Raw genomic sequence first — 14,732 nt, forward strand, 5'->3', positions numbered from 1 at the left:
GTGTCGACCCACTCCGATGTTGCCTGATCCGTGCTTGCGTCCAACTCCCCTGAGCATATTGGCGGGTAGCACGTCCTGCGTCGACCCTGCGTGCCTAGGTAGCCACCGTTAGCCCTTATTAACTTGACCACTCAAACATTTGGTGTTCTACATTTGCATTCACAATCACAAATAGTTAGTTCTGCTTACTTCGTCACTTCATACTGATTTTACTCAGCACTCAGCACTCAGTACTCAGCACTAATGATGTCTGTGTCTGCCTGCTAATTTCGCGTTACTATGCAGTTTTCAAGGTTCTGGCTGAGAACTAACTCAGCAGTCTGACTTCTATATAAGTCATGTTGCTGATTTCTCTCGATTTATTTGAAGTACTTTGATTTACCGAACCACTAAATACTTTGAAAGCTATTTCCAAACCTCGACCGACCTAGGTTAGACCAACTTACTATCTATATAGCCGTGTGCTTTTCGATATGTAAGGGGTGTAGGTCTCCCTAAAAAGGAGGTGATCCAGCCACACCTTCCGGTACGGCTACCTTGTTACGACTTCACCCCAGTCACCAGTCCTGCCTTAGGCATCCTCCCCCCCGAAAGGTTGGAGTAATGACTTCGGGCACTACCAGCTTCCATGGTGTGACGGGCGGTGTGTACAAGGCCCGGGAACGAATTCACTGCAGTATGCTGACCTGCAATTACTAGCGATTCCTCCTTCACGCAGGCGAGTTGCAGCCTGCGATCTGAACTGAGCTCCGGTTTACGGGATTTGCTTGCATTCGCATGCTTGCTGCCCTCTGTCCGGAGCATTGTAGTACGTGTGTAGCCCAAGGCGTAAGGGGCATGCTGACTTGACGTCATCCCCACCTTCCTCCGGTTTGTCACCGGCAGTCTCTCTAGAGTGCCCAACTTAATGCTGGCAACTAAAAACGAGGGTTGCGCTCGTTGCGGGACTTAACCCAACATCTCACGACACGAGCTGACGACAGCCATGCACCACCTGTGTTCGCGCTCCCGAAGGCACTCCCGGCTTTCACCAGGATTCGCGACATGTCAAGCCTTGGTAAGGTTCTTCGCGTTGCATCGAATTAAACCACATACTCCACCGCTTGTGCGGGCCCCCGTCAATTCCTTTGAGTTTCACCGTTGCCGGCGTACTCCCCAGGCGGGATACTTAACGCGTTAGCTACGGCACGGCTCGGGTCGATACAAGCCACGCCTAGTATCCATCGTTTACGGCTAGGACTACTGGGGTATCTAATCCCATTCGCTCCCCTAGCTTTCGTCCCTCAGTGTCAGTTGCGGCCTAGCAGAGCGCCTTCGCCACCGGTGTTCTTCCTGATCTCTACGCATTTCACCGCTACACCAGGAATTCCCTCTGCCCCGAACGCACTCTAGCCATGTAGTTTCCACTGCTCTTATCTAGTTGAGCTAGACTCTTTAACAGCAGACTTACATAGCCACCTGCGGACGCTTTACGCCCAATCATTCCGGATAACGCTTGCATCCTCCGTATTACCGCGGCTGCTGGCACGGAGTTAGCCGATGCTTATTCCTCAGGTACCGTCATTGTGTTCTTCCCTGAGAAAAGAGGTTTACGACCCAAGAGCCTTCCTCCCTCACGCGGTATTGCTCCGTCAGGCTTTCGCCCATTGCGGAAAATTCCCCACTGCTGCCTCCCGTAGGAGTCTGGGCCGTGTCTCAGTCCCAGTGTGGCTGATCGTCCTCTCAGACCAGCTACTGATCGTCGCCTAGGTAGTCCTTTACACTACCTACTAGCTAATCAGACGCGAGCTCATCTTCAGGCAGTTAACCTTTCACCTTGCGGCACATCCGGTATTAGCCACCGTTTCCAGTGGTTGTCCCAGACCTGAAGGCAGATTCTCACGCGTTACTCACCCGTCCGCCACTAAATCCGAAGATTTCGTTCGACTTGCATGTGTTAAGCATACCGCCAGCGTTCATCCTGAGCCAGGATCAAACTCTCCGTTTTGTTGTGTTTCGAGTTTGTGGCTCCGAAAAAAATATTTCCCGGAATCCTATCTATAATTTCGATTGTCTTTTTGGGAAATCCCAAAAACAAAATCTTTTGACGAGGATTGGTTTTTTCTTAAGCTTTCAAAGTATTATGTTTTTTAGGTTCAGCGGTCGTTGGCGTCTTTCGCCTTCCGACTTAACTAGAGTAACTATTCATCCCCTAGTTTGTCAAGGGGTAAATTTATTTTTTTTTTCTAAATGGGCAAATCGCTTGACTGGCATTACTTTCAAGAGAATGGCTTAAGCGGCAGGAGGAGGCGAGAACGAAGTGGCTAAACCTGGCTGCTTGTCTCCAAATGGAATCTGATGCAGGTGGAGTGATTATGGAAAAAGGCAGGAGGTAATCTTTCTGAAGGGATTTATCCTGAATCCCTACGCCTGAACTAACTATATATAAGAGCATAATTGTTGCAAAGCTTGCGATTTAAGACTCCCATCCTACAGATAACGCTTGTATCGGCATTTACGCGATCGCCATTACTTATGATCGTGGAGCGTTTGGAAGAGAAGATAGGAGTTACAGTGAGTCTAGCGCTGTAGAGGGGCTTCAAAATTTATAATGAGTTTTTGAGAAAAAGCTAAAAACTAGACTAGGCAAAAAATACAGATGATCCGACCGCGTAAGGTCTTTGCTCAACATTGGCTCAAAAGTGAAAAGGCGCTTGACGCAATTATTCAAGCAGCAGAGTGTACAGAAAGCGATCGCTCCATCAAAGGCGATCATGTCCTGGAAATTGGGCCTGGAACCGGGATTCTCACTCGTCGTTTATTACGCTTAGTGGAATCTCTGGTTGCAGTTGAAATAGACCGTGACTTATGCCAACTGTTGTCCAAGCAGCTTGGTAAGACTGAAAATTTTTTACTACTACAAGGCGATTTTCTCACTCTAGATTTACCATCTTATCTGGCAGCCTTTCCCAATTTCCAAAAGCCAAATAAGGTAGTAGCCAATATTCCCTACAATATTACAGGCCCAATCATTGAGAAACTACTGGGTACGATCGCTAACCCCAACCCCGAACCATTTGACTCAATAGTGTTGCTGGTACAAAAAGAAGTAGCAGAAAGGTTATATGCTAAACCAGGATCAAAAGCCTTTGGGGCCTTGAGCGTGCGGGTACAGTATTTGGCTGAGTGTGAGTTAATCTGCACAGTTCCAGCCGCCGCATTCCATCCACCGCCAAAAGTCGATTCAGCAGTGGTGCGATTACGCCCCCGAAAAATAGAAATACCAGCGCTTAATCCCCGACAATTAGAGAATTTCTTAAAGTTGGGGTTTGGTGCCAAGCGCAAAATGTTACGAAATAATTTGCAATCTGTGATAGAACGCGATCGCTTGAGCCACTTACTGGAACAATTAAAAATAAATCCCCAAGCCAGAGCCGAAGACCTCAGCGTTCAGCAATGGGTAATTCTAGCAAATGAATTGGGAGTGGAGAGTAAGGAGTAGGGAACAAGGCAGATTTCTTTCCCATTCCCCATTCCCCATTCCCCCTAATCCCCAGACAGGGTTCCGAGTTCCCCATTCTCCACTCTCAGAAAATGCATTCCTACAGTCTAATTGCCCCTGCTAAAATCAACTTGTATCTAGAAATCATTGGTAATCGCACCGATGGCTATCACGAGTTAGCCATGATACTTCAGAGTATCGGACTTGCAGACCAAATTGATGTTCGTTCTATTAGCACTGACAATATCCGTGTTCACTGCAACCACCCACAAGTACCGACAGATAAAAGTAATCTGGCATACCGTGCAGCAGAATTAATGGCGAGGCAATTTCCCGAAGCCTTTGCTAAATATGGAGGCGTGGAGATTACCATCAATAAGCAGATTCCTGTCGCGGCTGGGTTGGCTGGGGGTTCGACGAATGCAGCAGCTGTGTTGGTGGGGATAGATTTACTGTGGAAATTGGGATTAACTCAGTCAGAATTAGAGGAGTTAGGAAGCACGCTTGGTTCAGATGTACCGTTTTGTGTGGCGGGTGGAACTGCGATCGCAACAGGTAGAGGTGAGCAACTTTCCCCTCTTCCAAGTTTGGATAGTATCTATATGGTGTTGGCAAAATACCGCAGCCTGGAAGTTTCCACGGCTTGGGCATATAAAACCTATCGACAGCAGTTTGGTCATTCTTATATTAAAGATAGGGACAACTTGGTAGCCCGTGCTAACGCAGTTCATTCAGGAGCAATAGTAAAAGCTATCCTGGATAAAGATGCGGGAGAAATTGCCCAAAAATTGCACAATGATTTAGAGCGCGTGGTACTGCCAGCTTATCCCCAAGTTTTGCAATTGCGAGAAGTGTTTGCAAGTCAAGAAGGTGTTTTAGGAACAATGATGTCTGGTTCTGGGCCAACAGTATTTGCTCTTTTTGAGTCTCAACAGCAGGCAGAACAAGTTAAGCTGCATGTGATGAAAGCAATTCTTGATGAAGACTTAGAATTGTTTGTGACTCGGACAATTACACACGGTATTCAGGTAGCATCTTCAGTTTAAATAAATGTTTATCATTAATGGAGCATAAGAGATAAGCTGATAAGCTTTTAATTTGCATAGTTTAAATCGCTAGAAAGACGCAAAGATGCAATTTTAATGACAATTAGCTGAGGACAAGAATTATTCCTAATGCTCCAATCCAAAGTCTACAATCTAAAATTTCATGAATGACAATAATTTAACACCACAAACAGATACTAAAAAAGAGATTCCAACGAGTCCGTTACGCTGTTTTACTGGGGCTGTGGTTTCGGGAGGAATGGCATTTGCAGCGTATTCTCTGATGATTGCGATCGCTACCAATTTTGCTAATAAACCGATCCACTCAATTAATCCATTGGTGCTTAAGATTTCTTCTGCTGTTCGGACTTTGGTTGTTGGTGTAGTTGCTTTAGGAAGCGGGATATTTGGTATAGTAGCAATTGGATTGTTGGCTTTGGGAGTGCAATTATTAGTGCAGCAATTGACTAAGCAAAAAAGTAGTGAAAACTAGTAATTTGCTTTTAATCAGCAACCTAAAGGCACAAGTTTTTCTAACGCACCACGATTTTTGATGAATTGTAATGTCGTGCTTTTAGAAGGCTGAAGAACTTGTTGCTGTTTTCTCCAAGTTTTCGGAGAAAGCCCGTGGTGTTGACGAAATTGCCGAGAGAAATGACAGGTATTTTGATAACCTAGTGCAATAGCAATCTGGTCGATTGTCTGATTAGTATTTCTGAGTAAAGGACGTGCTGCTGCCATTCGACGCTTGACAATCCAACCGTTTACAGTTTCCCCTGTTTGTTTTGCTACTCGATTAGTCAAGTAAGCAGGCGAATAACCAACTGCCAGAGCCACATCAGATAAAGTAATTCCTTGGCGATAGTTAGCTTCAATAAAGTCGAAAACTGCTTGTAGTTGGGGAACAGATGGAAAAATGGACTCAGAGTTGAACGATGAAGGTAGTGGTTGGGCAAATTGATGAGAGTTATTAGCGTACCAGTACCTCAAGAAAGCTTGCTTTTCTAATCTAACAGCGATCGCTCTGAGCAAATCCTCTATAGTAGAGGGTTTAATAAGATAATCATCTGCACCCAACTCCATACCTTTGCGAACATCTGTTTGTGTATTACTACCAGTCAAAAAAATGAAAGGAATAATTGCGGTGTCAGGATCTTGACGAAGCGTAGTCAAAACACTGTAACCGTCCATATCTGGCATTTGAATATCGCAAATAACCAAGTCGGGTAAATGCTTTTGTGCTTGTTCGATACCGGCTAGTCCATCTTCAGCACCTATGGTGTCAAAACCTTGAGCTTCAAGAACCTCTAAGAAGAGATTGCGGGTAATAGCATCATCTTCAATTACGAGAATTTTTTTCGACGATTCGTGTATCATTTTTCCATCACTAGGATTTTTGTGGCAGGGAATGATGATCAACTTTTGTGCCGAGTGTTCTGTAAAAAAACTATGGCAAATTCTCAACTCAACTTCTGGTTTTAGCACCAGTTGAGAGTTAAATGGAACTAACTTAATAGTCACCAGAATCGATATCTCTAATCACTCGGTTAAATAAGTCGGCACTATAGCCGTTAATAAGTTGCTAATCACAACTTTCTAAAATTCTGATGGCACTCTTGGCTAGGTCTAAATAATTTGAATTAAAAAGAGTCAGAAATTATTTATGATTTTAAATATAATTTTAGCAATAAAAGGTTAATTTTTTTATATTGATAATATAAAGAAATTATTGGTAAGTAGTTAAGCATATCTGTGCCAAAACGTAATAAATAAGGCAAAAATCCATACTAATTTTGATTCTAGCTAATCATTTGCAACTATTAGGACATCAAGATAAAATCCATAAGTAAAAATTTTTATCACACAATAAAATTATTTTGTCAATTCTAATTTAGATGCATTTTCCTAAGAGTTATAGATTCAATAAGTAAATTATTGTTCATCAATGTAACTGTGCTGAAATTTGCTCTCTTAGGCATCTAACAACATCATAATACAGTTTGTCATCTGTCACAAGGAATACATTTTTTTTATTATTTATATGCACATGGCTTCTAAATATTCCAAAAGAAATAGAAAATACCAAGCATTTATGTATTAATTAATACAGCTTATGTAGAATTATGGATACTTTTACCTTGTGAAAGGTCTAATTCAAGCACACCACAGGAAATATCTAATCAAGCACGTTTCATTACTAATGTTCCCTTTCCAAAGCTCAAGTTGGTTTTACACTAATGAAAATAGATAAGATTTCAAAAGCGAAAAAATAGACATATCTATCAAAAAATCGTTCATATACTCCTTTGCCAAAGATTGAGTAAGCTTAACGAAGAAGCTGCTTCTGCAATACGGTTCATTTATCAGAGCGGGTTTAACAAGATATTTTTAATGCTGGTTAGACCCGCCCCTACTTTTAATATGAATTTACAAGATTTCTTAACTTTATCTAAGTTTACTAAGCACAATCTTGTTTTTAATAGATCCAATTTAGCAAACTAGGGAAACCCTGTCAGATACAAACCAGTTTTAATTTACATAAAAGAGCACATGTTATGACTCAAAACATCACTGGTTATCCAACACAAATGGGTAGAAAAATCAATAATGAACAAATTGAGCAAATCCTGAAAGCGATTATTGCTGGCAAATATTCCTGGGCATGTGTTTTAATTCTACGGTTTGCTGGTTACAATCCCATAGATTACATACCCTACCGCACCTATATTCGACTACTCAAAAATAACTGTTTAGTTGAAAATTCAAAACAAAACCAAATTGATAGTGAGCCTGTAGAAGGGTTAAACCTAAAATCAACCTGGCTTAATCTTTGAAAATACAAATAATTGAGATAGCACAATTAGTATAAATTAATGTCAACAATTGAGGCTATTTAAAAGCAATTGATTACAAAATTCCATTAGGAAAGGATGAAGGTTGAAAGCTTTAAACATCCCGTTACTCACAGCTTCCTATTGGTTAAAGGCGTTTCTAAATAGACCTACTGAAAGGAATGTCTGTAGGGTAGCTTGAAATTTTATAATCCATACTTCTTTGGTCATCCCATCCTTAGTATATGACTTATCCAGTTACTACTCCTAATACTCATTTGCAACCCACTCTTAAAGAGATTGTATGGCAGAAAAAGCATGAAGTCGCACAAATCCAGCAAGAGATGTCTTTGGCTTCTTTGCAACGTCAGTTAACTGCTGCACCAACCGTGCGAGATTTTCTCTCTGCTTTGCAACAGAGTCATTACCGACCTTGCATCATTGCAGAGGTAAAGAAAGCATCTTTAATTGACGGAATTATTAAAGCAGACTTTGACCCAGTAGCGATCGCTAAAGCTTATGAGCGTGGTGGTGCAACTTGTATCTCTGTCTACACAGATCAGAAGTTCTTTCATGGCAGCTTTGAGAGTTTACGCACCATCCGCTACCGGGTAGCATTGCCCCTACTGTGCAAAGAATTCATTTTAGACCCTTGCCAAATTTATTTAGCACGAGCAGCAGGCGCAGATGCAGTGTTACTGATTGCTGCAATTCTCTCAGATAAGGAATTGCAAAACTTTTTACGAGTGATTCACTATTTGGGAATGAATGCTTTGGTAGAAGTCCATAATTTAGCAGAACTAGATCGGGTGCTAAAACTTGATGATGTGCGCTTAATTGGAATCAACAACCAAAGTCTAGACAATTTTAGCGTCAATATTGGCACAACTGGGCAACTACTGGCGGCTAGGCGATCGCAACTACAAAGTCTGGGCATTCTCGTCGTCAGTGAGTCTGGTTTATATACACCTACTGATTTATCTCTTGTCGCTCAAGCTGGTACACATGCCGTTATACTTGGCGAGTCTTTAGTTAAACAAGAAGATGTGCAGCAGAGTGTGCGTAATCTGCTCAAACCTACAGCTGTTTTCAGATAAATAGACCACATTGATTAAATCAAGGGTCGGTATATCTTCGTTTGCCTCACCCTTGTTTCTTTTGGTCAAGCTTTTTGGGATGGGCGTAGACGCAGAGTGGCTTATTGTCAAAACATTGCTTCTTGAATAACAGATGTTGTAATTTCGGTGTATAGTATAACCCTCGACTTTAACAGATTTTGGGTTGACACTTTATAGACTGGCTCAAGATTCACAAATTTATGCGGAATTAATACCAGCGACACTGAAATTGATAGCAGCAACATCATTCTATAAGCAAAATTTATGACCACAACTAAGAGATATTTTTTACCCCTTATTTTTGTGACAATGCTTGTCAGCCTCAGCAGTTGTAGTTCTAATCCCACCGCTCGTAATATTGACAGCGAAACACCATCCCCCACTACAACACCAACAAATAACGCTTCAGCTCCTACTCCCAGCCAAATTCCTAGCGTAGCTCAGTTGAGAGAAAAATCTCCTGATCAAGAATCTTCTAAGGAAAATACGCCTTCTTCACCAACACCTAAAGCTGTCACTAGTAAAACTACCAACGTCACACTGTACACCAGTGATACTCAATGTCAAGAATTTATTTCAGAAAAAGTTTCGGTACCAGCCGAGGAACCAGTGACAAATGTAGTGAGTAAAATCTTAGAAAAACGAGATACAAGCGACTTTAGCTTGTCTGGATATCGTGTCAACATCAAAAATGGCATTGCTACAGTTGATTTGCGAATATCTCCTGATTCAAAGCGGCAAATAGCTTCTCTTTCTAGTTGTGAACAGTTTGCTCTGTTTGGCAGTCTCCGGAAAACCCTAACGAGTAATGCCCAATGGAATATTAAAGAGGTTCGCTTTACCGAGCGAGGTGAGAACATTGTTCTTTAGTTAAATATGGTAGTAAGTGTCGTCATTAACTAGCTAAAAAGATTTCCCAATTTGAACAACCACAGGATTTATGCATCAGCAGTTATTAAAACAGTGCATTTTCTAGGCAATTGAAAACATCTGTAAATAGTGGTAGGATTCATTTTGGCTGCAAGTTTGATGACAGCAATTCGCGGGTGTAATTCAGTGGTAGAATGTCACCTTCCCATGGTGAACGTCGTGGGTTCGAGTCCCATCGCCCGCTTTTGTACTGTAGAGTTCTAAGCCCTCGCTAATAAATGACGGCTAATGGTAAAAAACAATTAGCGATTCTCAATTAGCACTATGGCAAATTTTCTCCAACCGCCAAGATTACGTATTGGTGAAGACACCGAAGAAGAACGACACGCTACTTGGCTAGAACTTTTTTATGATTTGGTTTTTGTAGTTGCAGTTTCTCAACTGGCCCACAATCTCAATGAGGATATCTCTCTATCAGGATGGTTTGGGTTTATAGTTCTATTTATACCAGTTTGGTGGTCATGGATTGGCACCACATTCTATGCCAATCGCTTTGATAGCGATGATGTGGGACATCGGCTGCTGATTGGTATACAAATGCTGACAGCAGCAGCAATGGCTATTAATATCCACCACGGTTTGAGTGAGAGTTCCCCCGGTTTTGCCATTTCCTATGCTCTCGGTCGAATTGTGCTTGTAATCGAATACGTTCGTGCTGGAAGACATATCTCTTCAGCGCGTCCTTTGACCACTCGCTACGCTATTGGTTTTGCGATCGCAGCCTTCTTTTGGTTAATATCAGCATTAGTACCCATTCCTTGGCGATTCGGATTATGGACACTGGGAATAATTATTGACTTTGCGACACCTTTAACAGGACGTAAGTTTCAGATCGGGTTACTCCCCCACGCCTCTCACTTACCAGAACGTTTTGGGCTATTTACCATTATTGTTTTGGGTGAAGCAATCATTGCAGTAGTCAATGGTGTTTCTGAGCAAAAATGGGATGTTTTAACTCTGATTTCTGCCGTGTTTGGTCTAATTATCGCCTTTAGCTGGTGGTGGGTATATTTTGATAACTTGGGTGGTAAACCTATTGAGATGGCACGGACACATGGAAAAGTTGGTGTTGTCAATCTCTGGCTGTACACCCATTTACCGCTAGTGATTGGGATTGCTGCTGCTGGAGTTGGTGTAGAACAAATCTTGTTGAGTAAACCAACTTTAGCACTACCAGATTCCCAGCGATGGCTCATGTGTAGTTCCGTAGCATTATGCTCTCTAGCTGTCAGTATTCTTCACAGATTTGGAGTGATCCGTTATTGCAAAATTCGTTCCCAGTATAGACTTGGGGGTGCAGTTGTGCTGCTAGCGATCGCTATCTTTGGCAAAGGTTTGTTACCTGTTGCAGTCATTACCCTTGTAGCTATAGTTTCTGCGGTTCAAGTCGTTCAAGATTTATATCAGAGTCGTCCCACTACCCGCTTGGTTGACCCAGAAATCTAACTCCTGGCGTAATTTATTTCATACCCTCTTTTGGGTCTAGGGGCGCACAGCTAGCTGTGCGCCCCTAAAAAGTATCTACACAATTAAAATCTGAAGCATTCCTGGAAACACATCTATCCTATGGAGTACTTTTTAACAAAATAAATAAATATTTATATAGTTATTTAAAGATTATGTAATCTCAGTATTCAAACCCGACGCTGTAAAGCTGAGAACTCAACGCATTATCGTCTATCGGATGTAGCAGAACCAAAGGAGGAATGTCAGGGTTATGAGATGTACCTTTGGGTAGTGAAGTCAAGCAGGTGAAATATTTATTAATATTATTAATAGTAAGTGTAAATTCAGCGTCAGGAGTCCAAAAAAATTCCTAATGACAGGTATTTTGCATCAATCACCAGATTCTTCACTAACGGAGCAGAAGATCATGAACGACCAAGAACCATCAGACTCTAAAGAGTTCGTCGGAAATCTCAAGAATGGGATTTGGCTATTTGGCCTGTCATCCTGGGTATTTGGCATTACCGATCGCAGTATTGCTTCATTTGCAGATGGTTATCTATCTGCTTTGGACTTGACGCAACTATTCACAGCGGCTACATTCTTTGTGGCGTGGCTATTTTTGAAACCGGCATCCAGAGTTTAGAATCGGCGACTGGTTGAGCATCCAGTCATTCTTCACGCTAGTCTTGTAAAGATTCAGAAAGTTATCTATTTGATCGCTGTAAGGGGTGTGCCACAGAATGCATAGATTCTTTTGTCTTGATCACAATCAGGGTAATTCGTAAAATCTCCGAATTACCTCGATTTCTAGGCTTTTTCCTTCCCCTTTAACCCTTAACCGACAAGTATTGAGTCGTGTATCTAGAAAAATTTTTCTAATTTTCCGGAATTGATTATGGTCAGATGGTAGTCTCTATCAGACTACCGATTTATACTGAAACTCTATAACGAAACCTTCGGGGTATATAACCCCATTTATGATTAAAAGCCCGGTCTTCATGGCCGGGCTTTTGACAGGGAATAAAAAAAATTGGGGTAACTCTGGAAAATCTCAGAATTACCCCGAATTTCAAAAGTTAGGAGTTAGAAATTGTTTTTAACTCATCACTTCTCATTAAATTAGGCAAACGCAGCGGTTGTCACATCGTTATTCGACAGAATTTCTTGCAACTCTTCAGCGTCTACTGTTTCTTTGTCAACCAGCATTTGTGCTATCTGATCTAAAATGTGGCGGTTGCCCACTAACACTTCTTTAGCGCGTGTATAGGCAACATCTACAAGTTTACGAACTTCTTCATCAATAGCTGCGGCGGTTTCTTCAGAAAAATCGCGCTCTGACATGATATCTCGTCCGAGGAACATGTTACCTTGTTGACGACCAAGGGCAACAGGGCCTAAGCGATCGCTCATCCCAAATCGGGTAATCATCTGACGAGCAACCCGTGCTACTTGTTGTAGGTCATTTGAAGCCCCAGTGGTAACTTCTTCTTCACCAAAGATTAATTCTTCAGCAATCCGACCACCCAAAGCCACTGCCATCTGATTTTCTAGATAAGCACGGCTGTATAAACCTGTGTCCATCCGGTCTTCGCTGGGGGTAAACCAAGTTAAACCACCTGCGCGACCACGAGGGATAATGCTAATTTTTTGTACTGGGTCATAGTCGGGCATTAAAGCACCAACCAAGGCGTGACCAGCTTCGTGATAAGCAACCAAGGTTTTGCGCTTTTCGCTCATTACCCGGTCTTTCTTCTCTGGCCCAGCTAATACGCGATCAATTGCGTCGTTGATTTCATCCATCGAAATCTCAGTCAAATTCCGGCGTGCTGCCAGAATTGCGGCTTCATTCAACAGGTTGGATAAATCTGCGCCAGTAAATCCAGGTGTACGACGGGCAATTTTATCCAAGTCCACATCTTTCGCCAAGGTTTTGCCACGGGCGTGAACCTTGAGAATTTCGCTGCGTCCGGCATAGTCGGGACGGTCTACCACAACTTGACGGTCAAAGCGACCAGGACGCAACAGTGCTGCATCTAGGACATCAGGACGGTTGGTAGCGGCAATAATGATGATGCCAGTATTACCTTCAAAGCCATCCATTTCTGTAAGCAACTGGTTGAGGGTTTGTTCCCGCTCATCGTTACCACCACCTAAACCTGCACCCCGTTGACGACCTACGGCGTCAATTTCATCAATGAAGACGATACAAGGAGCATTAGTCTTAGCTTGTTCAAATAAATCGCGGACGCGGGATGCACCCACACCTACGAACATTTCCACAAATTCCGAACCAGAGATTGAGAAGAAAGGTACACCTGCTTCACCAGCTACGGCACGAGCTAGGAGGGTTTTACCTGTACCAGGAGGGCCAACTAACAGCACACCTTTAGGAATTTTTGCACCAACAGCGGTAAAGCGATCGGCGTTTTTCAAAAAGTCTACGACTTCGTTTAATTCCAACTTGGCTTGGTCAATACCAGCGACATCACTAAATGTCACCTGAGTTTGTGGTTCCATTTGCACTCTGGCTTTGGATTTGCCAAAGTTCATCGCTTGGCTACCTGGGCCACTTTGAGCGCGACGTAGCAAGAAGAATAAGCCAACCAAAAGTAATACAGGGAAAAATAAGCTGCTTAGTGCCTTAAACCAAAATCCTTCGTCGGTTTGGGGCAAAACAGAAATATCAACGCCTTTAGAAGTCAGAGTATTAATCAGGTCTGGATCGTTGACTAAGGTAACAATCCGTTTAGCTGGGTCATATTTGGGTGTAACCAGTGCTGTAGAGCGATCTGCACTCAAACTGACTTTTTCTACTCTGCCTTGCTGAACTTCTTGAATAAAGCGACTGTATCGCCATGTCTCTCTGCTTTGTGGTTGTTTGTCAAAAAATGCTGTTCCCAGCGCAATTACGACAATAAACAGCAGCGCGTACAGCCCTGCATTTCTCCATCTTTTATTCACTAAGGTCTATCCTCCGGTATTTTTCGCGCGATGCCTAGCTTCTCTACTCAGAAAAGTCATTATTAAGAATTATGTTAACTTATCTTAAGATATAACAAATTTGGCGTGAGTGTCATGCTGAAAAAAGCCCCTTTATTAGCTGAAAACTCTGATGGTAGGGATTATATTGTAGCGACCCTGAAGGCTGATTAACGGTATGAATGGGAATAATTTCTACCACACTATTAGTGTAGGCGATCGCTTCAAATCTCTGGACTAACTCTACGCTCCAAGTTTCTTCCCGCACTGGCTGCTGCTGGTTTTGCAGCCAGTTTACAAGTTGCGATCGCATAATTCCCGGCAAAATTCCGGCCTTTATTGGCGGCGTGTACCAACTGCGATCGCACCATCCCCAAAGGTTGCCTGTACTGGTTTCTAGCCAATTTCCTTGAGTATCGACTAATATTGCTTCTTGTGCATCTGAGCTAGTTTTTGCCAACCAAGCACTCAAATAATTTCCAGTTTTATGAGAAGGGAGAGAGCGAGAAAATTCTGAACTAGCAACGGCGCAGATAACACCATTTTTTTGTTTTTCTGTCAAATTTTGTGGTAATAATCTGCCAGTTATCCATTCCCGTCCATCGGGAAAAAGGGTAATTCTGAGAACGGGGAAGTGTGCGAGGAGGATTTCGGCACCTTGACGCACATGGTTCCAGTCTGGTTGATGCCAGCCAAAAGTTTGTAGTGAGAAAAGTAGGCGATCGCAGTGTGCTTGCCAATTAGTTAAATTACTATCTAGGGAATTCTCATAAACTCGCAATGTTGTAAAAACAGTTGCCCCATAAAGTAAACCTGGATCGTTAATGTTTAATTCTAGGGTTTGAGACTTAATTAGTTTACCGTTGTACCAAAAAATCTCATTTGTCATTTGCCCAAT

General features: G+C 42.5%; 11 protein-coding genes, 1 tRNA gene and 1 rRNA gene. 9 read left to right on the top strand and 4 right to left on the bottom strand.

Annotated elements, in window-relative coordinates:
• Positions 1-498: 498 nt before the first annotated feature.
• Positions 499-1,987: ribosomal RNA gene (locus RRG12_RS11620) — 16S ribosomal RNA — on the bottom strand.
• 651 nt (positions 1,988-2,638) lie between these two features.
• Here RRG12_RS11620 and rsmA point away from each other — a divergent pair.
• The 3 genes from rsmA to RRG12_RS11635 all read left to right on the top strand — a co-directional run bounded on the left by rsmA (position 2,639) and on the right by RRG12_RS11635 (position 5,020).
• A complete protein-coding gene (gene rsmA / locus RRG12_RS11625) occupies positions 2,639-3,481 on the top strand; it encodes a 16S rRNA (adenine(1518)-N(6)/adenine(1519)-N(6))-dimethyltransferase RsmA (protein ID WP_069074417.1) in 843 nt (280 codons plus the stop codon).
• Positions 3,482-3,573: 92 nt separating this feature from the next.
• Entirely contained in the window at positions 3,574-4,527 is a 954-nt protein-coding gene (gene ispE, locus RRG12_RS11630) for a 4-(cytidine 5'-diphospho)-2-C-methyl-D-erythritol kinase (protein WP_420759392.1), read from the top strand.
• A 163-nt stretch (positions 4,528-4,690) separates the two neighbouring features.
• Positions 4,691-5,020, top strand: a complete 330-nt coding sequence (locus RRG12_RS11635; RefSeq protein ID WP_069074415.1) for a DUF3082 domain-containing protein — start codon at positions 4,691-4,693, stop codon at positions 5,018-5,020.
• 14 nt (positions 5,021-5,034) lie between these two features.
• Here RRG12_RS11635 and RRG12_RS11640 read toward each other — a convergent pair whose 3' ends face one another.
• Complete coding sequence (locus RRG12_RS11640) at positions 5,035-5,904, bottom strand: response regulator (protein WP_069074419.1); 870 nt, start codon at positions 5,902-5,904, stop codon at positions 5,035-5,037.
• A gap of 1,178 nt (positions 5,905-7,082) precedes the next feature.
• Between RRG12_RS11640 and RRG12_RS11645 the strand changes: the two genes are divergently transcribed.
• From RRG12_RS11645 to RRG12_RS11670, 6 genes are all read left to right on the top strand, one after another.
• Entirely contained in the window at positions 7,083-7,361 is a 279-nt protein-coding gene (locus tag RRG12_RS11645; protein WP_069074414.1) for a HetP family heterocyst commitment protein, read from the top strand.
• 242 nt (positions 7,362-7,603) lie between these two features.
• Positions 7,604-8,455, top strand: a complete 852-nt coding sequence (gene trpC, locus RRG12_RS11650; protein ID WP_069074413.1) for an indole-3-glycerol phosphate synthase TrpC — start codon at positions 7,604-7,606, stop codon at positions 8,453-8,455.
• Between the two features lie 285 nt (positions 8,456-8,740).
• A complete protein-coding gene (locus tag RRG12_RS11655) occupies positions 8,741-9,346 on the top strand; it encodes a GerMN domain-containing protein (RefSeq protein ID WP_069074412.1) in 606 nt (201 codons plus the stop codon).
• 172 nt (positions 9,347-9,518) lie between these two features.
• A tRNA-Gly gene (locus RRG12_RS11660) sits at positions 9,519-9,590 on the top strand.
• Between the two features lie 80 nt (positions 9,591-9,670).
• Complete coding sequence (locus tag RRG12_RS11665; protein ID WP_420759393.1) at positions 9,671-10,852, top strand: low temperature requirement protein A; 1,182 nt, start codon at positions 9,671-9,673, stop codon at positions 10,850-10,852.
• 427 nt (positions 10,853-11,279) lie between these two features.
• A complete protein-coding gene (locus RRG12_RS11670; protein ID WP_069074410.1) occupies positions 11,280-11,498 on the top strand; it encodes a hypothetical protein in 219 nt (72 codons plus the stop codon).
• A gap of 476 nt (positions 11,499-11,974) precedes the next feature.
• On the opposite strand, the gene ftsH3 is transcribed toward RRG12_RS11670, so the two are convergent.
• On the bottom strand, positions 11,975-13,816 hold the full coding sequence (gene ftsH3 / locus RRG12_RS11675) for an ATP-dependent zinc metalloprotease FtsH3 (RefSeq protein ID WP_069074409.1): 1,842 nt from the start codon (positions 13,814-13,816) through the stop codon (positions 11,975-11,977).
• 112 nt (positions 13,817-13,928) lie between these two features.
• Positions 13,929-14,723 (bottom strand): aminotransferase class IV, encoded by a 795-nt coding sequence (locus tag RRG12_RS11680; protein WP_420759394.1) that lies wholly within the window; start codon positions 14,721-14,723, stop codon positions 13,929-13,931.
• Positions 14,724-14,732: the final 9 nt, after the last annotated feature.

This window comes from Nostoc sp. CALU 546, from assembly GCF_048836525.1.

Bases quoted from the DNA above. Each gene is read 5' to 3' on its own strand.
- rsmA (WP_069074417.1), top strand. From the start codon at position 2,639: ATGATCCGACCGCGTAAGGTCTTTGCTCAACATTGGCTCAAAAGTGAA.
- RRG12_RS11680 (WP_420759394.1), bottom strand. From the start codon at position 14,723: ATGACAAATGAGATTTTTTGGTACAACGGTAAACTAATTAAGTCTCAA.
- RRG12_RS11665 (WP_420759393.1), top strand. From the start codon at position 9,671: ATGGCAAATTTTCTCCAACCGCCAAGATTACGTATTGGTGAAGACACC.
- RRG12_RS11640 (WP_069074419.1), bottom strand. From the start codon at position 5,904: ATGATACACGAATCGTCGAAAAAAATTCTCGTAATTGAAGATGATGCT.
- RRG12_RS11655 (WP_069074412.1), top strand. From the start codon at position 8,741: ATGACCACAACTAAGAGATATTTTTTACCCCTTATTTTTGTGACAATG.
- RRG12_RS11635 (WP_069074415.1), top strand. From the start codon at position 4,691: ATGAATGACAATAATTTAACACCACAAACAGATACTAAAAAAGAGATT.
- ispE (WP_420759392.1), top strand. From the start codon at position 3,574: ATGCATTCCTACAGTCTAATTGCCCCTGCTAAAATCAACTTGTATCTA.
- trpC (WP_069074413.1), top strand. From the start codon at position 7,604: ATGACTTATCCAGTTACTACTCCTAATACTCATTTGCAACCCACTCTT.
- RRG12_RS11645 (WP_069074414.1), top strand. From the start codon at position 7,083: ATGACTCAAAACATCACTGGTTATCCAACACAAATGGGTAGAAAAATC.
- RRG12_RS11670 (WP_069074410.1), top strand. From the start codon at position 11,280: ATGAACGACCAAGAACCATCAGACTCTAAAGAGTTCGTCGGAAATCTC.